Below are 21,501 nucleotides of genomic sequence, written 5' to 3' on the forward strand. Positions count from 1 at the left end.
TCCTCTATCAGGCAGGCGGACCGGAACAACCGAAATGGGAACCTGTTCCCATTCTGCCGTCCGCTCCAACGGATCTTTAGTCCAAGTCAAAGTCTTCGGCGTTAATCACTCTGAAATCTTTACGTGCCAAGGCCTCTTACCGACGGTAACCTTGCCACGCATCTTAAGCATCGAGTGCGTCGTCATCATCGCCGCCTGTACTGCCCCGTCGGCACTAAAGTCACGTTCACCGGAAAAACTAGCCCTTCCGGAAAGTCTCGATTACGATTAAAGGATCAGCGATCAAAACGACCGCGTGCCGTTGCCGTCGACTACAGATTAGAAACTCGTTGTCCCCAAGACGATCAGAGATTCCTTTGCTCATTTGCGGCCGGACGGCATTCTCTGGAAAGTCGGCTTATTAGGCGGCTAGCAGTATGTAGAAGACTTCGACTCAATCAGGAATGCTCCCGATCAAACGTACCGCTTCCTCCCACTCCGGCAACGAAATTCCTGCAGAACTTATTCGACTACACCAACCCCTATCACGTTACATAAGGCCAGAACGAATCTCTTCCCTTACCCACAGCCAAGATACCTCCGCTACATAGAATATAAAAACGGTTTCGGTAAAACCATCCTCGTCCTTTGAGTTCAAAAGCAAACAATGAGGAACACTGCCGCGTTATCGTCACAGTTCGTATTCGTAAAACACATCTCTCGATAAGTGTCTTAGACGGTATCATGGCTCGGATTAACGCCATAATATAAGAGCGCTGTAGTTATATTGTTCCGAAAATGTAATTGCACAACATCCCCTTTAAAGCCATTATCTGTTCTCCTATCCTCATGCTTATCCTCAGTATTCCCATCTCAGTCGATAAAAAAGCAAGCACCACGTCAGCTGACGACCGGTGCTTGCCCGTAAATTATCTATATTTTTTTCATCACTCCGTGCAAACGCCAGCCGGCCAGAAGACAACAACCGAGACCAATGGCGACGAGAACGAGGATATTGAGCGGCAAGTGAGCCGCATACCCTGCCGTAAATAGCTGCCGCATGGCATTGGAAAGCCAAGCAATAGGGAAAAAGTACGAAACCGTCTGCAGTACTTGTCCCATCGATTCCTGCGGCCATGTATAGCCCGACATGATGAAAGCCGGTACGGGATACAAGACGGCGAGACGAATAAACTGCAATTCGTTTTGGCACAATAGAGAAATAAACAGACTGAAGCCGATAAAGGCGAAGGCAAAGGCGCCGGCCAAGCCGTAGACTTGATAGAGAGGTGCCTTCAGTGGCAACTGCCAACCGAAGTGGGCCGCCAAGAGAATGACGCTGAAAGCAAGGAGCGCCATGACCCAATAGGTGATCAATTTAGCGGCAAAGAGAAGATGGCCACGACGGCGATCGGTCAGCGCTACGTCGCCCTCCGAAGAAGCTACGCGCTCTTCCCATTCGCGCAGTTCATAATGGACCGATGAACCGAGGGTAAAGAAGATCCCCTGCTGGAAGGCCGCCATAGCTAACCCTATGAGGAAGAAGAGCATGTACCCCTGCGTCGGGTTATTGAGCACACGCGTTTCATATGTAACGGGATTGATTCGTTTCGCCAGGCGGCTTTCATCCATTCCCAAGCGCAGCGCCCCTTGTTGCGCGGCGATCTTGTTGGAAAAATCAGCCGTAATATTCTGCGCCGCACTGCTCGTAATATTCGTCAAAATGATATTCGACCCATTGACGACGAAGAGCGGCGTCGACGTATCCCCCGTTTTTACTTTTTTAGAGAAATCGGCTGGAATATAGACGGCAGCGTAGGCCGTTTTGTTCTGAAGAGCAACATCCATTTCTTCTTCCGAATTTACATTACCAACAATCGTAAAGGCATCGCTCGAGTCGTAAGCCCGCACGAGGGAGCGGCTGAACGACGTTTGATCCTGATCGTAAATGATGAGAGGAATGTTCTTGACGATATTCGGCGTATACAGAATACCGAAGAGGACGAGGTACGCAATGGCGGCGCCAAAAAGGAACAGGACACGCATCGGTGAATCGACAAAAAATTGATGGATTTCTCTTTTAATAAGCTGCCCCAATTCGGGCAGACATGGAGTTAGATTCATGAGACACTTTCTTTCTGCTCAGCATCGAATGCTCGCATCCGCCGTTTCTGGAAAATCAGCGTCGCCAAAACGAGGCAGACAATACCGATACCGATCATATAGGCACAGTTGCTCCAGAGCATCGGACTCATTCCGTTCAGGGACAAATCGCGCAGCGTATCACCAACATAGGCCATTGGCATGGTCAGCGACAAGACGTGAGCCACGGTATTCATGTCGAAACTTGGCCAAGACAGACCGCTGTATAAAAGGCCCGGCATGATATAGACCATCGGCAGCTGCATGGAACTGCCGCGGTTGGAAGCACAAGCCGAAAAGAGCATGAGCACGGAAATGAGGAAGGTCAGGAAGGAGGCAATCAAGACGCCTACTTCCAGCCAATTGCCCCGCATCGGCACATGAAAGCCATACACGGCAACGAGGAAAGAAATAAAAAAGGAAACCATACCTAAGGCCCAAATGGGCAGCCAGTTTGCCAGTACGATGCAGACGGCTTTCGTCTGTCGGCTGTAACGGCGTCGCAGGATCTCACCGATCAATATCGGTCCGACAATGCCCATCATGCTGACTTGCATTCCGTTGAGGAGCAGGCCGGAGAGCATGAACTGCGTATAGCCATTAGTCGGGTTATTCAAAATGCGAATGCCGAAGTGGACAGGATATACCATATTCAGCGCGACGTCAGGCACGACGTTCAAGCCTTCGACCAGCTTCTGACCGACAGCCACGGTATAACTCCGGTTGATTTCCTGAGCCGAAGCCAAGGCGGCATTACTGAACATATTATTTACCGAGTTTACCGTTACCAATACGTTGCTCTGTTTACCGCTGCGGATATCTTTCGAAAACCCTTTGGGAATCTCCAGCGTCACTAACGCGTCATATTGGTGAATTGCTTCTTCCAGCTGTCCTTCGCTGACGATCTGATCGACGACAGTGAAGCGTTCGGAATCGCTGTACATCTGTATCAACTTCCGACTGGCATTACTCTGATCCCGATCATAAATAGCCAAGGGGATGTGATTGACGGAATTTTCCATGTACACGAACCCGAAGAGGACCGTAAAGCCCAAAGGCACTAAGAGGATGAGCAGCGCCAACGGATAGCGGCCGCGCCATAAATCATGCCAAGCATCGCAAAGTATGCTTTTTATCTTCATAATGAACCTTCATCTACCTTAAAGCGCATGCCCGGACGAAGCACTTCCGAATTGACTTGAACCTTGACATTGAAACTGATTACGTCCGTATCGTCGCCTCGTTCACTCGTAGCACGCTGCGTCGCAAATTCTGCTTTCTTGCTGATATTGACAATTTCGCCTTCGACAGTCGTTGTACCGTCACGACCGACTAAAGTTACGTTTTGGTTCAGCTTGATCTTCGCCAACGCCGTTTCCGGAACTTTGAAATCGACCCAGTTGTCCGTCGGATCCTGTACGGCTACAATCGGTGTTCCCTGCGAGATCATCGACCCTTCTTCGATGTATTTCGTCGTAATGATACCGTCATAAGGCGCTCTGATTTCCGTTTCGCTCAAGGCAACATTGATTTGATCCAGTTTCGCCTGAGCCGAGACGATCTTTTGGGCGACAGCCGCTTCGTTGGCCTTGTTGACATCGGTCTGCTGCAAGGCTGCCGTCGCTTTTCCGGCACCGGCTACGGCTTGGTTGTACGTTTCCTGCGCGACTTTATACTTCGTCGAAATCGCATCGAAGCTCTGCGCCGAAACGGCGCCTTCATCAACGAGTTGTGCATAGCGATCGTAATCGGCCTTAGCGTTGTCTAAATTGGCCTGCGCCTGGCTGACCTGCGTATTGGCAGCCGTCACATCGGACCCTGTCGTCCCTTCCTGCATGGACGTTACCGATTGGGCCTGCGTTAACTGGGCCTGCAAGGCCATGATTTCCGCTTCGATCTGACTTTTTTGCGTCATCAAATCCCGCTGATCAATAACGGCCATCAACTGACCAGCCTTGACTTGGTCGCCCTCTTTAACCAAAAGCCGGACAACACGACCGGGCACCTTGGCGTTGACGTCGATTTCTTTGGCATCGGCGCGCCCCCACGTATCAAACTTGACGGTATCTGATGAACCGCAGCCGGCCAACAAGCCTACCAAGAGCAGACTCGACAAGGCCGCCGCCATGATCTTCCGCCAGCCAAAGGGCGATTTTCCCGTATTTTTCTTCGTAGTATACATTTCGAACTTCCTCCAACTCGATGATTTCGTTTACCTGACGGTAACGCGCGTAATGAGATCTTGCGTAACGTCGTGAATTTGCTGATGCAGCGCCTCAATGCGGGCGGTGATCACTGCGATCTCCGCCTCTTTGACGCCATACACGGGCAGCACCATGCGCAAAAAGAGGCCATAACTCAGCTTCGTCTGTACTTTCCGCGTAAAATAATACGACGTAATATAGCTTCGCATCATACCGTGAATCAATAAGGTGCGCGCAAAGTAATCTTCATAGGCTAATGACGGCAGCAATTCCGCAAATAACTGCTGTGATAAATGGGAAATGCTGTCGATTCGGTGCTCAAAAGCTTCTAACATCGCATACCCTTCGAAAAATGAATCGCGTACGTTCTTATTCGACTTGATCGCTTCAATTTCAATCAAAAAAATAATGGCAATCTGAATCACAGCCGATTCTCTACCGAAGCGCTCTTTGACCAAGCGTGACGATTGATCGAGCATTTCCTGCATTAACGATTGGAAAATATCGGCTTTATTCTTAAAAAAATGATAAATGCTACCGATCATAATCCCTGAATCGTCAACGATCTGACGAATCGTCGTCTTTGCATAACCTTGCTCGATGAAGAGGCGTTTGGCACTCATCAAGACCTTGCGGCGAACTTCTTCATCGTGCTTTTCCTTAGCCGGTAATCTCGCCATACGAACAACTGGTAATCATAAAAATTATCAGTGTGCCTCCTTTCTACAAACTCAGCTATTCACACTAATACGATGATATATCAATTTAAACATGTTCAAATTAGTCTGTCAATTGATTTACGCCCTTTAGTATGCCTTTTTTACTCATTAAAGCCATTTGTAAATTTCCTTCTCCTATTTTCTGACCATTCGTACTACATATAGTATGCTGCTACTGCAGAAAATTTCATGCACCCGCCGAAAGCCTACGCGTCTGCATAAAAAGGGAGGGCGCAGCTTGCCTTAGCCGTCTCATCCCTTTTCCTTTCCAATCTTCGTTTTATACATCTATTATTGCCAACTGAAATCCATTACAGATAGTACACCTTATCGTTCGCGGCGCTGCCAAAGCAAACAAAAAAAACACCTATCAACGATAGCTGCTTCAATTTCACTATGTGGTGCGGTCGATGGGACTTGAACCCATACGAACTTTCGTTCACTACCCCCTCAAAGTAGCGCGTCTGCCATTCCGCCACGACCGCATATGGAATTGTTGGTGCTCAGGGACGGAATTGAACCGCCGACACGGGGATTTTCAGTCCCCTGCTCTACCGACTGAGCTACCTGAGCAAATATGGCGACCCCGATCAGATTTGAACTGACGATCTTCGCCGTGACAGGGCGACATGTTAAACCGCTACACCACGGGGCCGTTTCATACTCTCCTAAGGCGACTCAATCGCCTCGAACAAGAGAAATTATACCATGTTGGCCATTTTTTGGCAATAGGTAATTTCCCGAAAGACCCTGTAATATTTTTCCATACCTGTACTATATTTATCTAAATCAGTTGATGTATAATAGGAAATGTATATATCATGTTATGTAAAATAACGGTAAAGAAAGGGTATATTTCATGCCAAATTTCGGTCTCAGCGATATGCTCCGTTACATTCTGTCGCTCTTCAAACAGGCGCCTGGAGAAGGTAAGCGAAGGGGACATCGCATCGTGTATTTTCTCTTGACCTTCGTGGTCATTTATGTCCTCTGCTTCCAATGGCAGCTGCTCGTCTCGCTCGGCCTCGGCGCCGATAATCTGTCCGCCATGGCCTACGGCCTGATTCCGTCAGTCGGTTCCGTCGTACTGTCATTGGCGTTGTACCACCGCTGTCTCTCACCGTCAGCCATATTGCCGACAGCGTTCGTCGCCTTATCTTGGATCATCGTCGGTCCCCTGCTCAGTTACACTTCGCTGGTAAACGGAAATACGATTTACCTGAATAATATTTACGACATTTACGTCGGTCTCTACGGCTTTGCGCTGTTGTTTTTGATAAACATGCTTGTCAACCAGTATTTGCCCCGCAAAATCGGGGCCGCTTTGATGACGGGCCTTCAACTTGCCGCCGCCTTCATCAATCTGCTGCAACTCATTTATTATTATCTGTACAGTTCGTCGATCACGACTTCCGGAGCGCTGATCATCTTCCAAACGGGACCTGCCGAAACGTTGGAATATCTTCATTCTCTCGGTGCTGCCATGATCTGCCTGGTAGTCTTTTTCCTGATCGTCTTGTTAGGAATCTTCTATGCCCTCAACTACAACCAGCCTCATTTACCGAAGACGAAGGCGTATCGCCTCGTCTTGCCGCTATTTTCTCTGCTCATCACCGTTCCTTGTCTTACTGCGCTGGGCGAAGAAATTTTTCCGCAGGCCTTTCCCGTACGCACCTTCATCGATACGCACGATTATTTGAAAAGCGCTTTGCTGTACGCCGAAAACCACGATGAAAAATTCGCCGCGCTGCAAGCCGTTCAGCTGAATCCGGCGCCGTATCCGAATACGGTCATCGTAATTATCGGCGAATCGGAAACACGGACACTGATGAATGCGTACGATTCGACGCATGTCCCGAATACGCCGTGGCTGACGGCGGCAAAAGAAGATCCCCATTTCACGTTGTTTACCAACGCCTACGCCTGCGTCTGGTACACGGTTCCCGTTTTGGAACATGCTTTGACGGAATCCAATTTCTATAATGATCTCCAGTTTAACCAGTCTATTTCCATTATCGATATGGCCAAAAAAGCCGGATACAAAACCTACTGGTTCAGCAACCAAGGCTCTGTAGGTGTCGCCGATACGCCGATTTCGCTCATTGCCAATACGGCCGACGTCGCCGAATGGGTCGATCGCGATCTGAAAGAATCCACGTTGGACGGAGCCCTGTTGAAATTTCTGGATCGCGTCAATCCGAATGAGAAGAATTTTATCGTTCTCCATATCATGGGCAGTCATATCGAATACCGCAACCGCTATCCTGCCGAATTTCAGCAGTTTAACGACGGCAAGATCAATCAGGAAGCCGACTTCGATAATACCATCCTGTACACGGATTGGTTCCTGTCGCAGGTCTTCACGTATGCCGAGACGAATCTGAATCTTGATGCCATGATCTACTTCTCCGATCACGGCTCCGATCCCGACATAGCCCGCCAGCCTGACGGAGCTAGCTTTAAGGTACTGCGCATCCCCATGTTCTGCTACCTCTCCGACGATTATATGCGGCGGAACGGAGACGTTGCGGCGACGATCAAGTCTCACGCCAATTGTTATTTCACCAACGATCTGGAATATGAATTTATCTGCGGCGTCCTCAATATGCAGTCGCCCAATTATGATCCCACGTTCAGTCTCGCTTCGCCGCTCTGGCATATGGAACGAAAAGATCTCGTTACCCGCTTCGGCAGAACGAGCTTGCTTGAAGATACGGAGTATTGAGACCGCGCCGGATAAAACAGCCGGCCAGAAACATCCGTATACCCGTGGGCAACAATTTCTTACAGGGCAAAGCAAGGGCCGCCGCAACGATGGAAATGCGATTGTCCGATAGCTTTTTGCTCCAGCTGTATTATAATAAAGATGAAGAGTCGGTGAAATGAGGTGAGCAACATGGAACAGTCTTGCATTGCGGCGGCCTTTATGGCAGCGGCGCCGGCGGTACTGCCCGACGAGAAGCGCCGTTTTAACAAAACCAAAGCCGCAATGGCGAAAACCGCTGCATTTCTGACCGATCAGAAGCCGGATACGCTGATTCTGATCGGCCGTCACGGCAATCTGTATCCGCAGGCGGCGACGGTCATAACGGCGCCGTTCATTTCCGGCTGCCTGTCTTGTGCCGGCACGGCCGAAGCAACGGTAAAGACGACGACAGATACGCTTCTGGCCGAAACGGTTGCGGCACAATCGGAAGCGCTGCCGCTGAATAATCACTGGAGCAGCGCCACCGGCATTCCGCTGCGCTTGGATACAGCCGCGCTGGTACCGCTCAGCTATCTGCAACACGCGGGGTTCTCCGGCTCCGTGGTCATCGTCTCTCCACAGGCAAACGCCTTGCAGGCGGCCTTTGCGCTCGGCCACGATATCTGCACCGCGATTGCCGGTCTGAATCGCAAAACGGCAATCATCGTCGCTGCCGATCTGTCGCAGCGTATCAACAGCAGGGATGCGGCCAACCGTTTTGACCGCGCAGTCATGGAAAGCTTGAAAAGCCAACGCCTTGCACACCTGCTCGACTTGCCGCGAGAGCTTTGCGCCGCTGCCGGCTCCTATGCGCTGACAGAGCTTTATGCCCTCTTCGGCGCCTTGGACGCGTTAAAAATGAAAACGGTTTTACATTCTTACGAAGCAGGCGCCTGCCTCTCTTTCGGTATCGCCTGTTATGAACGGGAAAACGAAAAAAATCCGGCGACAGACCATATTCTGCCCGAATTGCACCGAGAAGACCTTTGTGAGCGCCCGTCTTATTATGTCGATAATGGCAGATAACAAGCAGCCGCTTGTCATCCAATATATTTTTCCAAAGGGGGATCTGCAATGGAAACGATCAGAGTAGACCATGCATCGGGCGGTAAAGGGTATATTTTAAAAAAGCCGCTCCTCAATGAGCAACAGCTCAACGGCAAATGTCGCTTATACGCCGAAGTCACCATCCCGCCGGACTGTTCCTTAGGGTATCATGAACATCACGGCGAAAGTGAAACGTACTATATTCTTTCCGGTACGGGAGAATATGACGATAACGGCACTAAGCGAACCGTTACGACAGGAGACGTAACCTTCACGCCCGATAATTTCGGACACGGCATTGTCAATATCGGTACGGATAATCTGGTTTTCATGGCATTGATCATCGTAGACTGAGCGGATAAACCTCATCGTTTTACAGATGAGGTTTATTTATTTTATATTATTCTTAAATATCATAACTATTTTCAAAAATAATACGTGACAACATTATTTTTTAATGTTATACTATGAGTAGGAAATACGAAAGAGGTGAGTCCAATGGGCACGGAGCCGGAAAATCATTACCAATGTACGATGATTCAAGTTCTTCCTTTGGATAACGACGACGCGGATACACGATTCTGTTCTAACCGCTGAAAGAAAAAAGGCGGCAGCTGATGGAGTTTGAACCGCAATGAACGTGTAATCACAAATACAGGCAGTCGGAAACAGCGGATGCGATGTCGTCGTGCCAACAGCAATTGCTGATTCGATAGATGAATGTACGGCAACTTAAATCATGTACTATCCGATTTCAGAGAGGTTAAAGAAAACGAAACCAGCAACAGAAAACTTCCATATACGGAAAGACCCTCGGCAAGCATTTGTCTTTTGTTTACCGGGGGTCTTTCCGTTATGCCCGCAAAACGGCTTCTTTCATGGATCGAACGTACTCGTAAAGGTACGGGCCCGCCGCTTCTCCGTGTACAGCAATAATCCGGACGACAGCGCTGCCGACGATAACACCGTCAGCCAGCTTCGCCAGGGCTGTCGCCTGCTCCGGCGTATTGATGCCGAAACCGACGGCAGCCGGCACATCCGTTACATTGCGTATCGTTTTGATCATATCGTCGATACCCGTTTTTATATCACTGCGCATGCCCGTAACGCCAAGGGAGGAAACGACATACAGAAATCCGCTGCCGACAGAAGCAATCGTTTTGATTCGTTCACGGGAAGTCGGCGCGATCATGGAAATGATATCGATCCCATACGCCGCCGCGGCAGTTGCACATTCTCCCCGCTCTTCATAAGGCATATCGGGAACGATAACGCCGTCGACGCCGACGTCTGCGCACGCCGAAAAAAAGTCCTCTGCACCATAGCGAAAAATCGGGTTGACGTATGTCAGAAAAACGAGCGGTATTTGTGATTTTTCCCGAACCATGCGAACCAGACGAAAGACTTGCCCCAAATCGGTGTGAACAGAAAGAGCGCGGATATTGGCCGCTTGGATAACAGGGCCTTCGGCAATGGGATCGGAAAAGGGAATGCCTATTTCCACCAAGTCGGCGCCGGCTCTCTCCATTTCCAGAATAAATTCACAACTTTTTTCAACGGAAGGATCTCCCGCTGTCAAGTACGGAATAAAGGCTTTCCCGCTTTTAAATGCGTTTCCGATCTTACTCATGCAAATCCCTCCCTTTATAGCGTGCAATAGCCGCAACATCTTTATCGCCGCGCCCGGAAACGCAAACGATCAGCACATCATCTTTTTTCAATTTCGGCGCCTCCTGCATGGCGCCGTAGACGGCATGAGCACTTTCGATGGCACAGATGATCCCTTCCGTTTTCGCTAAATATTCAAAAGCCGCAACAGCTTCATCATCCTTTACCGGTATGTACGACGCGCGTCCCGTTTCCTTAAGATACGCATGTTCCGGCCCGATACCCGGATAGTCAAGGCCGGCGGAAAGAGAATAAACTTCGTCAATCTGTCCCTCTTCATTCTGGCAAAAGAGAGATTTCATGCCATGAAAGATCCCGACTGTTCCTTTTGCCATCGTCGCCGCATGTAATTTTGTGTCAATTCCTTTACCGGCTGCTTCACAACCGATAAGTCGCACATCTTGATCGGCGATAAAATGGTAAAACATCCCCATCGCATTACTGCCGCCGCCGACGCAGGCCATGACGACAGTCGGCAATTTTCCTTCCCGTTCCAGAATCTGCTGCCGCGCTTCCTCACTGATGACGGATTGAAAATCGCGGACCATCATCGGAAACGGATGGGGGCCCATCGTGGATCCGATGACGTAATGCGTATCGTCCACACGGCTGACCCACTCACGCATAGCTTCGTTGACAGCGTCTTTGAGCACTTTTGTTCCCGTCGTAACGGCGTGAACGGTGGCGCCGAGAAGTTCCATGCGGTACACGTTCAACGCCTGGCGGACCGTGTCCTCTTCTCCCATGAAGATCTCACATTCCAACCCGAGAAAGGCCGCTGCCGTTGCCGTCGCGACCCCGTGCTGGCCGGCGCCGGTCTCGGCAATGACGCGGGTCTTTCCCATCTTCTTTGCCAACAGGCATTGGCCGAGGGCGTTGTTTATTTTATGCGCTCCCGTGTGGTTCAGATCCTCCCGTTTCAGATAAATCTTGGCGCCGCCCAGATCCTTCGTCATCTTTTCGGCGTAATACAGTAATGACGGCCTGTTCGCATAAGACGTAAACAAGTTCTTCAACTCCGACTGAAAGGTCGGATCGTTTTTATAATACGCGTATTCTCTTTCCAAGCGATGGATCTCGTTCATTAACGTTTCCGGTATATACTGGCCGCCAAAAGATCCGTATCTTCCTGTTTTCATTATAGTCCCTCCTGCCGCGCCGCCGCTCTGGCAAACGCCATAAATTCTTTCATTTTTGTTCTGCTTTTATGCCCGTCTCTTTCGATGCCGCTGCTCACATCGACAGCAAAGGGCCTGCGTCGAACCGCCTCCCGCACGTTATGTAAAGAAATACCGCCAGCTAAGAAAAAAGGCCGTTCCAAAGACGGTAACAGCGACCAGTCAAAGGGTCGCCCCGTACCGCCGCTACCGCTGTCAAGCAGAATATAGTCTGCCGAACTGGCTTGTGCCCGCCGCAAATCCACAGGTGAGTTGACAGCGAACGCTTGTATTAGCGGCGCATCCGTTAAACGGCGCAAATTCTCGATGTACTTTTCATCTTCATGGCCGTGCAACTGTACCCATTGAATCGTTCCGTCCCGCACGAGAGCGGCGATCTCCGCTGCGGCGGCATCGGCGAAAACGCCGACAGCGGCAATGGATACATGCAGCTGTCGCCGCAGAATTCCCGCCAACTGCGGTGAAATACGCCGTTTCACGCCGGCAAAAACAAAGCCGGCAAAATCAGGCCGCGTTTCGTTTGCCCAAGCAACATCACAAGGTCTTGTCAATCCGCACAGTTTGATCTTCATACCCCCTCCCTGCCTGCCAACATGGCCAGGTCACGTTTTTTGTCCCGACTACGCATCAGCGTTTCTCCAATCAAGACGGCGTCGGCACCGGCAGCTTCCAGGCGTTGCACATCAGCCCGCGTCTTGATACCGCTTTCGGCGACAAAAAGCACGGACGGCGGCACGCGCTTACGCAATATCAGACTGGTGTCAAGGGATACGCTAAAATCTCTCAAATTCCGATTATTGACACCGATAATAGTTGCGCCGCAGGCTAATGCCCGATCAATTTCCGCTTCATCATGCGCTTCGACGAGAACAGACAGTCCCAACGCCGTTGCCAGCTCATGAAATGGCTGCAGTTCATCGTCACAAAGAACGGCGCAGATCAAGAGGATGGCAGACGCGCCGCAGGCCTTGGCCTCATATATCTGATAGGCATCGACGATAACGTCTTTTCGCAATACCGGAATGGAAACGGCGGCGGCGATTTCCCACAAATGCGTCGTCGAGCCTTGAAAGTACTCTCGCTCTGTAAGGACAGAAACGGCGGCAGCACCGGCCGCCTCATACGCCGCCGCAATAGAGCGATAGGGAAATTCTTCGGCAATAACGCCCTTTGAAGGCGAAGCCTTCTTTACTTCACAAATAAAGGACATGCCCGGCTGCGCTATGGCTTTCTGAAAGGGGAAGTCCCGTTGCGTGGGAAGCGACAAGGCCCGCGCTTTCATCACTTCCGCTGAAACAATCGCCCGATCGGCGGCAACATTATGTAAGGCCGCTGTCTTCAAATCATCCAAAATCATATTCGTACCTCCTCAAACGCAGTGGCTTAAGGTGATGAACCGTTGCAGCCGTTCCAATGCCGCGCCGCTGTCGATCAGTTCGCCGGCCAAACGGATTCCGTCGGCCAGCGTCGCCGCCTTGCCGCTGACATAAAGGCCGGCCCCGGCGTTCATTGCCACGGCCGTACGGCGCGTCCCCTTTTCTCCGCCCAGAACGGACAACGTAATTGTCGCATTTTCCGCCGGTGTACCGCCGATAATTTCCGCTTTCCGTCCCCGCTTTAATCCAAACCGTTCCGGCTCGATCGTATACGTCTGAAATGTATCGCCATTGAATTCGCAAACCTTCGTCACCGCCGAAGGCGAGATCTCATCCAGCCCGTCTGTCCCGAAAACTACCATGCCCCGTTTGACATCCAAGCCCCGCAAAGCGCGCGCCATCGGTTCCAGAAGCGCTTCCTCGTACACGCCCAGGACCTGGTAAGCGGAACGTGCGGGATTGGTCAACGGTCCAAGCAAATTAAACACCGTCGGCGTATGCAGTTCCCTGCGTACAGGCGCGACATACTTCATTGCCCGATGATACGTTTGCGCGAAAAGAAAACAAAAGCCGACTTCTTTAAGCAGCGTCAGACAAGCGGCCGGAGCGAGTGATATTCTCGCGCCCAACGCTTCCAACACATCGGCAGCGCCGCTCTTTGAGGTAGCTGCCCGATTGCCGTGTTTAGCCACATAGCAGCCGCCGGCGGCGCAAACGAAGGCCGATGTCGAGGAAATGTTGAAAGACTGCGCATGATCGCCGCCGGTCCCGACAATTTCCAACAACGGCAGCGGCGTTTTTACCGGTGTCGCATGATTGCGCATAGATCGGGCGCAGGCCATGATTTCTTCCGCCGTGGCTCCCTTCGCCTGCAAGGCGGTCAAAAACGCCGCCGTTTCCACAGCCATCGCCTTGCCTTCCATGATCTCGTCGATAACGGCGCCGGCTTCAGCTATACTCAAATTTTCATGATTGATCAATCGTACCGTACTTTCCCCTATCATCCTATGTTCCCCCTTATTATGTATATGTAACAATAAAAAATTATGCCTGGTTCAAAAAATTCCGTATCAGCAACGGTCCCTGCGGCGTCAATATGGATTCGGGGTGGAACTGCACTCCGTAAACAGGCGCTTTTTTATGACCGACAGCCATGATCTCTCCTGCCGCCGTCTCCGCTAAAATTTCCAACTCCGGCGGCAGCGTCATCCGTTCGGCCTGCAACGAATGATATCGGCCGACATCCATTTCCGGCCCGAGTCCATGGAATAACGGTTCTTCGCGCAAGATCCTGGCCACAGACTGTTTGCCGTGCATCAAGGTTCCTGCATAAGTCACGGTGCCGCCGAACGCTTCGCAAATAGCCTGATGTCCCAGACAAATGCCGAGAATCGGCACCTTTCCGCAGAAGTGGTGAACTACCTCTTCACAGATACCCGCCGCGGCAGGCCGTCCCGGACCTGGCGAAAGGACGATGTGATCCGGTTTTCGCGCCGCCAACGCGGCGACGGACTCGGCGTCATTGCGGATAACGGCGATGTCCTCGTCGAATTGTCCCAAAAGCTGATAAACGTTGTATGAAAAGCTGTCGTAATTATCAATGAGCACGATCATCTGTCGATCCCTCCGTTCGCCGTTTCCAATGCCGTCACGATGGCCTGCGCCTTATGCACGCATTCCTGATATTCCGCTTCCGGCCGACTGTCGGCCACGATACCGGCGCCGGCGCGAACATAAACGATGTCATCCTTTTTATAAGCCAACCGAATGGCAATAGCCATATCCATATTTCCCGTAAAGTCGATATATCCGACGGCGCCACCGTAAATTCCGCGCTTGCAGTCTTCCAACTCGTCAATAATCTGGCAAGCCCTGATCTTCGGAGCGCCCGACAAGGTTCCTGCCGGCAGAACGGCGCCGATCGCGTCGATTGCCGTCTTGCCGTCGCCTATCTCGCCGGTGACGGTAGAGCCAAGATGCATGACATGAGAAAAACGGAGAATATCAAGATATGTTTCGACGTGAACGGTGCCGAACTTACTGATACGTCCCAGATCATTGCGCCCCAGATCGACCAACATGTTATGTTCGGCCAATTCCTTCGGATCGCGCACAAGTTCTGCCGCCAACGCTTCGTCTTCACGCGGCGTCCGGCCGCGGCGACGCGTGCCTGCCAGCGGAAATGTGGACAGCGCGCCATCTGTCAGACGAATCAGCGTTTCCGGTGAGGATCCGGCTATTTCTACCGTCTCGCTGCACAGGTAAAACAGATACGGCGACGGATTCAACGTTCGCAAAACGCGATAGGCATCAAAAAGACTGCCTTTCGCTCTCGCCTTCACCCGGTTGGAAAGAACAACTTGGAAAATCTCCCCTTCTTTGATATAGTGTTTTCCTCTTCGTACCATTGCACAGTATTCGTCTTTTGTAAAAAGAGGCTGAAACGATGTCTGCAGCCGTAACGACGCAGGATATACGCTTCTGCCGCGCCGCAGCGCACGCGCCATATCTGCCAATTCCCTCAACGCCTGCGAGTAATTTTTTTCAGCCTCGTCGAGACGAATATTGACAATCAAGACGATCTGTTGTCGCCAATGATCAAAAGCAACGACCTTATCAAACAGCATCAGCTCGAAATCGGCGAACCCGCCTTCATCCTCACCATGCAACTGCAACGACCTTTCACTGCAAGCGACATAATCATAGGAAAAGTAGCCCGTAAAGCCGCCTGTAAAGGGCGGAAGATTCGCCAATCGCGGCGCTCGGTAATGTTGTAAAACCGTCTGCAACACCGCCACAGGGTCCTCTCTCGTCTCCGTAACGCCACCTGCATCCTTTATCTGTATGACGCCGTCTTTGCAACGCATCTCCATTGACGGCGCAACGCCAATGAACGTATACCGCCCCCAACGCGTAGCATCCTCCATGCTTTCCAGCAGGCAACAGCGTTTACTTTCCCCTCGCAATCTGCATAACGCCTCTACCGGCGTGCAGGTATCGGCATACAAGGTCGCCGCAACCGGCACAATATCGTACGACTTACGATATTGAAGAATCTCATTCAACGACATCGTTTCCATTTTGCTTCCCCCATTAACAAAAAAAATCCGTCCATGACAAATACCTTGTCAAGGACGGATACAGTTCCGCGGTGCCACCTTGTTTTAGGATATGACTCCTACGCTCGACGGAATACCAACATATTCCCGGCAACTGACGTATGCCCTCACGTCGCAGAATACTCGGCCCCGGCCTTTCCCTGCGCCCTCAGCGGTCCATTTGACGAGCTGCGTTCTACCGGATCTCACCATCCCGATTCTCTGTAAGTGCACGACTTCGCCGTTACTTCCGCGTCTTAGGTTTTATAACCAATATGTGTTGTTGAACTAGATAATACGCTTCACCATTTCATTTGTCAACAACTTTTTATTTATACGGAAATATTTAGTTAAAATAGCGAACAGGTGCGCCTTAGTATAAAGGCACACCTGTTTTACCGTTTAGGCTTATTTCTTATTCCTTTGGACAAACCGTTCCATCCGATTCAACGCTTCTTTGATCGTTTCCATCGAAGCGGCATAGGAAATACGGATAAAGCCTTCGCCACTGGCGCCGAAGGCCGATCCCGGCACGACAGCCACTTTTTCTTCCTTGACAAGACGTTCACAAAATTCCGCCGAAGTCATGCCTGTACTGCGGATATCGGGGAAAATATAGAAAGCGCCTTTCGGTTCAAAGACGTTCAGGCCTATCTTTTTCAAGCCTTCATAGATAACCTTACGACGGCTGTCATATTCCTGACGCATGGCTTGAACTTCTTCGTCACAATCCCGCAACGCCGTAATCCCGCCTTGCTGCGCCTGCGTATTGGCACACATGATGGCATATTGATGCAGCTTCGTAATAGCCGCCAATCCTTCCCGCGGCGCGCAGACATAACCGAGGCGCATGCCGGTCATGGCCCATGCCTTGGAGAAGCCGTTGAAAACGATCGTCCGTTCCCGCATGCCCGGTAATTTGGCGAAGGAGGTGAACTTCGTATCACCGTATACCAATTCACAGTAAATTTCATCGCTCAGAACAACGAGATCGTGTTCTTCTACAAACTTGGCAATCGGCATCAGTTCTTCCGCCGTCATTACCGTACCGGTCGGGTTGTTCGGATAGCCGATAACCAGTGCTTTCGTCTTCGGCGTAACGACTTTTTCCAGATTTTCCACGGTCAGCTTGAAGTCGTCTTCCGGATAGGTCGGCACGAACACGGCTTTGCCGTGAGCCATTTCAACGGCTGCCGGATAGGCAACATAAGCCGGGTCCGGAATAATGACTTCATCTCCGGGCTCAACCAGGGAAATCAGCGCCATAGTCAGCGCTTCCGATACGCCGACGGTAACGAGGATTTCATCTTGCGGATCGTAAGTCACACCGTAATGAGCGGCAAAGTAATCGGCAATAGCCTGCCGCAGTTCCAGCATGCCTGCATTAGCCGTATAACTCGTATCCTTGGCATCCAAGCTGGCCTTCATAGCATTCAAAACCTTATCAGGCGCGGCAAAATCAGGCTCCCCGATACTTAACGACAAAACGCCTTTCACCTGCGCGGCAATATCAAAGAATTTACGAATTCCCGACGGTTTCATATCCTGTACATTTTTTGCTACTTTCTGATCCCACTTCATCATTCGCGCACCACCTTTTCTATAAGTTAATTGACACCAAAACACGCGTTACCCCGTCTATAACACTATCCACTTCCCTTCTTATGTGCCGGCTGCCGACACAAGTGATATTAGCCATATCACTTTATGATGAGAATTTTATATACAGAATACATTCTGCGCTTACTACTTTTTCATCATACTCCATTTTATATACCTTGTAAATTGTATTCATATCATAAATGCGTTTTTATCATTTTATTCTTATTTATCATGCTATTCATTTCTAAGTTGCACAGCACTTCCTTCTTCGTAGGCAAATCGCAACAGCTCCGTTTATACGCGTCAAAACAACGCCGGCAACAGGTTACACTGCCGAAGTCCGTGCTGTCTCCTAAAAAGACGCGTGACTCGATTGTATCGCCAGGCACACCCCGGCAGAACCACCAACTGGCGACAAAACTGCACGGCAATTATGGCGAAAAAAAGCAGAGCGGTAATGTATAGTAACGTTACCGTTCTGCACGTCATGGCTATGCCTCGCGAACCGACAGTCGCACCGTTTCGCACGCTGCCATCTTCCCTTATCAAGCCTCATCTCGCGGGGACCGATCAGCAATTAACGCATACTGTTTGACTCCGCTCTCCACCGTGTACGAAATACGTTGACGGCTGCACAGGTATTCCAGATGCGCCAACGTTTCACCTAAGGCGAACCACTTCTGTGTCGGCGGAAAAGCAGGCCATTGTTTCCCGCGCATGGACCAAGTCATATGCGGCGCTATGGCAAATGCGGAAAGACGACCGTATCGTCGCAAAATCCCCTCCACTTCCAACAGCCGCCGCCGATGGTGGTCGTGAAGCTCGGCAATCCGCTCGACAATGGAGGTCCGCCCCTTGCGGTGACCCGGCAGTACAAGGCGAACCGGAAGATTCCGCACCTTATCAAGGCTGTGCAGATATTGCGCCAGCGAATCCTTCATGTTGGACCAGACCTGAATATTCGGCGTAATATCAAAAAGGATGTGATCGCTCGTAAAAAAGATTTTCTCCTGCGGCAAATACAGACAGCAGAGCCCTTTCGTATGGCCCGGCGTATGAATGACTTGCACTTCCGTTCCAGCCAGTTGCAGGCGGTCGCCGTCTTCGACAAAATGAGCCGTGAAATTCGGATCAGGCGAATAAAGCCGGGCATGATTGGAAAATTGCAATTTAATATCCGCCTCCGGCATGCCTTCACGCATGAAATTTTCTTCTGTAAAGCGCCACGTAGAGCCGTCTTTTGAATCCTGCAAATACGTGTAATCGACGGCGTGCATATAGATAGTGCTGCCGGCAGCCGCAAAATCACCGACCAAACCGGTATGATCGGCATGAAGGTGCGTCAAAAACAGATCCGACCGGCGCAGATCGATATCCAATTCAGCCAAGGCGCCGAAAAGATCGCGCCGGCATTCAGGTCTGTTGAATCCCGTATCAACGATCAAGTTTCGCGTTTCACCTTTAATGACATAGGCGTTCAGATACCGCAGCGGATTGTCCGGCAGATTCACTTCAATCTGATAGATATGGGGATGAAAAAAAAGTCGTTTAATCATGGAATGCTCCTCGCCTATAGAAATACTCTCTGTTTTGTCATTATACCACACGCCTTTATGTTATAATATGATTAGTAGTTCACTTATCGTATCTATTTGCCAAGGAGGCATGATATTCATGAAAACACCGGGAAAGAAAGTGAAAACGTCCCTTTTGGCCTGTCTTATTGCCGTCAGCTGCGGCGCCGCCGTTGTCCCGTCGACAACAGCCGAAGCCTTCAGCCTCGGAAATCTCGGTACCATCGGCACCTTGATTAATGCCGGCGCCGAATATATTTATCTCGACCAACAGTTACGTTATCTGGATAATGAAGGACGCGACGATTTTATGAAGCAGATCAAAAAAAAATACGGCGTCAGCACCGATGAGCGCGCCAATGCCATGCTGACCCGGATCGTGACCAATCTCTCCGCTTCCATTGCCCAGACGGATCCGTCAATTACGAAAAAGCCGTACAACTATTTTGTCAACGAGGACAAGGACTTCAACGCGTTCTGTACCATAGGCCACAACTTAAGCGTCAATATCGGACTCTTCGAGCCGTTGAATTATAATGAAAATGAAATTGCCTTCATCGTCGCCCACGAAATGGGACACGGTCAAAAAGGACACCCCATCAGCGGGATCAAAAAAACGATGCCGATTTCTCTCATCGCTTCCATTGCCGGCGCCAACGGCGGCGCTGCCGAAGTCGGATCAGCCATCCTCTCCCAAATCGGTACGGCCAAACTCATCACAAAGCCGATGGAAATAGAGGCTGACGCACTCGCCTTCACCTACGCCGTCAACGCCGGTTATAATATCGGCGGCGGCGCCGCCGTATGGCAGCGCGTCCTCGATCACGCCGACGGCAAGACGAAGAGTAGCGGGGTAATGGAACTGTTTAACGACCATCCGACAAATATCAACCGCCTGAAGACCTACAGCGAAGACATTACGAAATGGAGCAACGGCGTTGTCAAGGTTAACGGAGACAGCGGTATGATTTCGCTGCACGACAAGGATTGGTACAAACCGGAAACGATTGATTCCATGTCGGGAAAAGAACGGGCGTATTTAATCGCCGGCAATTTGTCCGCCGTGTACCACAACGATAAAACAACGACAGAAAAAGCCTACAGAGGCGAAGACAATATCCTTTACGTCGGCAAACAGCCGATCATGGATCTGGCGCCGGAAAAGGCCCCCGAAGAAGTTACGGCATCTTTACAGAAACTGCTGTAAACAACGGTACCATAAAACCCGATTCATTTCGTATGAATCGGGTTTTATGGTACAATAGGAAAGGGAAAGGAGGAATGTGTAACGTATGACCCAGGAAAAAGAAATGAAACTGGCCGTCTTAATCGATGCCGAGAATATATCGAACAAATACATCAACATCATCATTTCCGAAGCAAATAATTTGGGAAATGTCGTGTATAAGAGAATTTACGGCAATTGGACAACACCGCAGATGGCTTCATGGAAAAACATCATCCTTGACAACGCCATCCAGCCGATACAGCAATACAGCAATACGATCGGCAAGAATTCATCCGATTCGGCGCTGATTATTGACACCATGGACCTGCTCTATCAGAGCAGTCTCGATGCCTTCTGCATCATTTCATCGGACAGCGATTTCACGCGTCTCGCCTCACGGCTGCGCGAATCACAGAAATATGTCATCGGTATGGGCGAGAGCAAAACGCCTCGATCCTTTATTTCTGCTTGCAATCGTTTTCTCTACCTCGATGTGCTGTGGTCCGAAGCCCACGAAGAGGAACATGCGGCCCCGCCGGCCCGACAGGAAACGCACGGCACTACCGCCGTTTTGCCGCCTGTCACGGAAGTGACAACGTCATGTCCCTTAAAAGAAGAAACGACTTCGGGTAAAGATTTTATGACGATCAAACAGGCGCTGATCAAGTTGGCGGAAGAAAATTCCGATGATACGGGCTGGATTTTTTCCGGCACCTTAGGAAATCTGCTGAACAAGCAATTCTCAGACTTTGATGTCCGCAATTTCGGTTACAAAAAATTTGTTCCCTTCATTGAATCATTGAATCTCTTTGAAGTCAGCACGACGACAGATGAAAAAAACAAAACGGTTAAACACAATTATTTCAAATTGAATCCCCATCGGCCGATACAACATCACCGCACACCGCATCGCCGCAAATAAAAACGAACCGGGCCTGTA

The 21,501-nt window shown here is 50.4% G+C and carries 18 protein-coding genes and 3 tRNA genes; 5 read left to right on the plus strand and 16 right to left on the minus strand.

The annotated features are described in order from the left end of the window. Positions 1 to 912: 912 nt before the first annotated feature. The 7 genes from C0977_RS07725 to C0977_RS07755 all read right to left on the minus strand — a co-directional run bounded on the left by C0977_RS07725 (position 913) and on the right by C0977_RS07755 (position 5,699). Complete coding sequence (locus C0977_RS07725) at positions 913 to 2,103, minus strand: ABC transporter permease (RefSeq protein ID WP_023052680.1); 1,191 nt, start codon at positions 2,101 to 2,103, stop codon at positions 913 to 915. Next, positions 2,100 to 3,263 carry an ABC transporter permease gene (locus C0977_RS07730; protein WP_101912994.1) on the minus strand — a complete coding sequence of 388 codons (1,164 nt, stop codon included), beginning with the start codon at positions 3,261 to 3,263 and terminating at the stop codon, positions 2,100 to 2,102. Before C0977_RS07730 ends, C0977_RS07725 begins: the two co-directional genes overlap by 4 nt. After that, positions 3,260 to 4,303 carry an HlyD family secretion protein gene (locus C0977_RS07735; protein WP_234987611.1) on the minus strand — a complete coding sequence of 348 codons (1,044 nt, stop codon included), beginning with the start codon at positions 4,301 to 4,303 and terminating at the stop codon, positions 3,260 to 3,262. The genes C0977_RS07730 and C0977_RS07735 overlap by 4 nt, the downstream gene beginning before the upstream one ends. A 30-nt stretch (positions 4,304 to 4,333) precedes the next feature. After that, on the minus strand, positions 4,334 to 5,005 hold the full coding sequence (locus C0977_RS07740) for a TetR/AcrR family transcriptional regulator (protein ID WP_101912995.1): 672 nt from the start codon (positions 5,003 to 5,005) through the stop codon (positions 4,334 to 4,336). Between the two features lie 438 nt (positions 5,006 to 5,443). Further along, positions 5,444 to 5,529 (minus strand) — tRNA-Leu (locus tag C0977_RS07745). 12 nt (positions 5,530 to 5,541) lie between these two features. Further along, positions 5,542 to 5,617: transfer RNA gene (locus C0977_RS07750), tRNA-Phe, on the minus strand. Positions 5,618 to 5,622: 5 nt separating this feature from the next. After that, a tRNA-Asp gene (locus C0977_RS07755) sits at positions 5,623 to 5,699 on the minus strand. A 228-nt stretch (positions 5,700 to 5,927) separates the two neighbouring features. Here C0977_RS07755 and C0977_RS07760 point away from each other — a divergent pair. The 3 genes from C0977_RS07760 to C0977_RS07770 all read left to right on the plus strand — a co-directional run bounded on the left by C0977_RS07760 (position 5,928) and on the right by C0977_RS07770 (position 9,191). Further along, positions 5,928 to 7,769 carry a phosphoethanolamine transferase gene (locus C0977_RS07760; RefSeq protein WP_101913059.1) on the plus strand — a complete coding sequence of 614 codons (1,842 nt, stop codon included), beginning with the start codon at positions 5,928 to 5,930 and terminating at the stop codon, positions 7,767 to 7,769. 171 nt (positions 7,770 to 7,940) lie between these two features. Next, positions 7,941 to 8,816: a hypothetical protein gene (locus C0977_RS07765; RefSeq protein ID WP_101912996.1), complete on the plus strand. Its 876-nt coding sequence runs from the start codon at positions 7,941 to 7,943 to the stop codon at positions 8,814 to 8,816. A 48-nt stretch (positions 8,817 to 8,864) separates the two neighbouring features. Further along, the gene (locus C0977_RS07770) at positions 8,865 to 9,191 is read left to right on the plus strand and encodes a cupin domain-containing protein (protein ID WP_023052629.1); all 327 of its coding nucleotides are present in this window, start codon (positions 8,865 to 8,867) and stop codon (positions 9,189 to 9,191) included. Between the two features lie 499 nt (positions 9,192 to 9,690). Here C0977_RS07770 and trpA read toward each other — a convergent pair whose 3' ends face one another. From trpA to C0977_RS07815, 9 genes are all read right to left on the minus strand, one after another. Then, positions 9,691 to 10,467, minus strand: a complete 777-nt coding sequence (trpA, locus tag C0977_RS07775) for a tryptophan synthase subunit alpha (RefSeq protein WP_101912997.1) — start codon at positions 10,465 to 10,467, stop codon at positions 9,691 to 9,693. After that, a complete protein-coding gene (gene trpB, locus C0977_RS07780) occupies positions 10,460 to 11,644 on the minus strand; it encodes a tryptophan synthase subunit beta (protein WP_101912998.1) in 1,185 nt (394 codons plus the stop codon). Before trpB ends, trpA begins: the two co-directional genes overlap by 8 nt. After that, entirely contained in the window at positions 11,644 to 12,255 is a 612-nt protein-coding gene (locus C0977_RS07785) for a phosphoribosylanthranilate isomerase (RefSeq protein ID WP_101912999.1), read from the minus strand. The genes trpB and C0977_RS07785 overlap by 1 nt, the downstream gene beginning before the upstream one ends. Beyond that, on the minus strand, positions 12,252 to 13,040 hold the full coding sequence (gene trpC / locus C0977_RS07790; protein ID WP_101913000.1) for an indole-3-glycerol phosphate synthase TrpC: 789 nt from the start codon (positions 13,038 to 13,040) through the stop codon (positions 12,252 to 12,254). Before trpC ends, C0977_RS07785 begins: the two co-directional genes overlap by 4 nt. Positions 13,041 to 13,052: 12 nt before the next feature. Further along, entirely contained in the window at positions 13,053 to 14,063 is a 1,011-nt protein-coding gene (gene trpD, locus C0977_RS07795; RefSeq protein ID WP_101913001.1) for an anthranilate phosphoribosyltransferase, read from the minus strand. Positions 14,064 to 14,103: 40 nt separating this feature from the next. Next, positions 14,104 to 14,673: an anthranilate synthase component II gene (locus C0977_RS07800; RefSeq protein ID WP_101913002.1), complete on the minus strand. Its 570-nt coding sequence runs from the start codon at positions 14,671 to 14,673 to the stop codon at positions 14,104 to 14,106. Next, positions 14,670 to 16,139: an anthranilate synthase component I gene (gene trpE, locus C0977_RS07805; protein ID WP_101913003.1), complete on the minus strand. Its 1,470-nt coding sequence runs from the start codon at positions 16,137 to 16,139 to the stop codon at positions 14,670 to 14,672. The genes C0977_RS07800 and trpE overlap by 4 nt, the downstream gene beginning before the upstream one ends. A gap of 426 nt (positions 16,140 to 16,565) precedes the next feature. Further along, positions 16,566 to 17,738: a pyridoxal phosphate-dependent aminotransferase gene (locus tag C0977_RS07810; RefSeq protein WP_036242182.1), complete on the minus strand. Its 1,173-nt coding sequence runs from the start codon at positions 17,736 to 17,738 to the stop codon at positions 16,566 to 16,568. A gap of 566 nt (positions 17,739 to 18,304) precedes the next feature. Continuing rightward, complete coding sequence (locus C0977_RS07815) at positions 18,305 to 19,315, minus strand: MBL fold metallo-hydrolase (protein ID WP_101913004.1); 1,011 nt, start codon at positions 19,313 to 19,315, stop codon at positions 18,305 to 18,307. Between the two features lie 118 nt (positions 19,316 to 19,433). Here C0977_RS07815 and C0977_RS07820 point away from each other — a divergent pair, with 118 nt between their 5' ends. Together C0977_RS07820 and C0977_RS07825 are read left to right on the plus strand one after the other, a co-directional pair. Then, positions 19,434 to 20,540 (plus strand): M48 family metallopeptidase, encoded by a 1,107-nt coding sequence (locus tag C0977_RS07820; RefSeq protein WP_234987613.1) that lies wholly within the window; start codon positions 19,434 to 19,436, stop codon positions 20,538 to 20,540. A gap of 85 nt (positions 20,541 to 20,625) precedes the next feature. Continuing rightward, on the plus strand, positions 20,626 to 21,483 hold the full coding sequence (locus C0977_RS07825) for an NYN domain-containing protein (RefSeq protein ID WP_101913006.1): 858 nt from the start codon (positions 20,626 to 20,628) through the stop codon (positions 21,481 to 21,483). Positions 21,484 to 21,501 lie beyond the last annotated feature (18 nt).

The sequence above is a fragment of the Megasphaera vaginalis (ex Bordigoni et al. 2020) genome (genome assembly GCF_900240295.1).
Classification (GTDB): Bacteria; Bacillota; Negativicutes; order Veillonellales; family Megasphaeraceae; genus Megasphaera; species Megasphaera vaginalis.

What these genes read in the sequence shown, in the direction of transcription:
- C0977_RS07740 (WP_101912995.1), bottom strand. Translation starts at nt 5,005, where the DNA reads ATGGCGAGATTACCGGCTAAGGAAAAGCACGATGAAGAAGTTCGCCGC.
- C0977_RS07725 (WP_023052680.1), bottom strand. Translation starts at nt 2,103, where the DNA reads ATGAATCTAACTCCATGTCTGCCCGAATTGGGGCAGCTTATTAAAAGA.
- trpB (WP_101912998.1), bottom strand. Translation starts at nt 11,644, where the DNA reads ATGAAAACAGGAAGATACGGATCTTTTGGCGGCCAGTATATACCGGAA.
- trpD (WP_101913001.1), bottom strand. Translation starts at nt 14,063, where the DNA reads ATGATAGGGGAAAGTACGGTACGATTGATCAATCATGAAAATTTGAGT.
- C0977_RS07820 (WP_234987613.1), top strand. Translation starts at nt 19,434, where the DNA reads ATGAAAACACCGGGAAAGAAAGTGAAAACGTCCCTTTTGGCCTGTCTT.
- trpA (WP_101912997.1), bottom strand. Translation starts at nt 10,467, where the DNA reads ATGAGTAAGATCGGAAACGCATTTAAAAGCGGGAAAGCCTTTATTCCG.
- C0977_RS07810 (WP_036242182.1), bottom strand. Translation starts at nt 17,738, where the DNA reads ATGAAGTGGGATCAGAAAGTAGCAAAAAATGTACAGGATATGAAACCG.
- C0977_RS07730 (WP_101912994.1), bottom strand. Translation starts at nt 3,263, where the DNA reads ATGAAGATAAAAAGCATACTTTGCGATGCTTGGCATGATTTATGGCGC.
- trpC (WP_101913000.1), bottom strand. Translation starts at nt 13,040, where the DNA reads ATGATTTTGGATGATTTGAAGACAGCGGCCTTACATAATGTTGCCGCC.
- C0977_RS07770 (WP_023052629.1), top strand. Translation starts at nt 8,865, where the DNA reads ATGGAAACGATCAGAGTAGACCATGCATCGGGCGGTAAAGGGTATATT.
- C0977_RS07815 (WP_101913004.1), bottom strand. Translation starts at nt 19,315, where the DNA reads ATGATTAAACGACTTTTTTTTCATCCCCATATCTATCAGATTGAAGTG.
- C0977_RS07785 (WP_101912999.1), bottom strand. Translation starts at nt 12,255, where the DNA reads ATGAAGATCAAACTGTGCGGATTGACAAGACCTTGTGATGTTGCTTGG.
- C0977_RS07825 (WP_101913006.1), top strand. Translation starts at nt 20,626, where the DNA reads ATGACCCAGGAAAAAGAAATGAAACTGGCCGTCTTAATCGATGCCGAG.
- C0977_RS07735 (WP_234987611.1), bottom strand. Translation starts at nt 4,303, where the DNA reads ATGTATACTACGAAGAAAAATACGGGAAAATCGCCCTTTGGCTGGCGG.
- C0977_RS07800 (WP_101913002.1), bottom strand. Translation starts at nt 14,673, where the DNA reads ATGATCGTGCTCATTGATAATTACGACAGCTTTTCATACAACGTTTAT.
- trpE (WP_101913003.1), bottom strand. Translation starts at nt 16,139, where the DNA reads ATGGAAACGATGTCGTTGAATGAGATTCTTCAATATCGTAAGTCGTAC.
- C0977_RS07760 (WP_101913059.1), top strand. Translation starts at nt 5,928, where the DNA reads ATGCTCCGTTACATTCTGTCGCTCTTCAAACAGGCGCCTGGAGAAGGT.
- C0977_RS07765 (WP_101912996.1), top strand. Translation starts at nt 7,941, where the DNA reads ATGGAACAGTCTTGCATTGCGGCGGCCTTTATGGCAGCGGCGCCGGCG.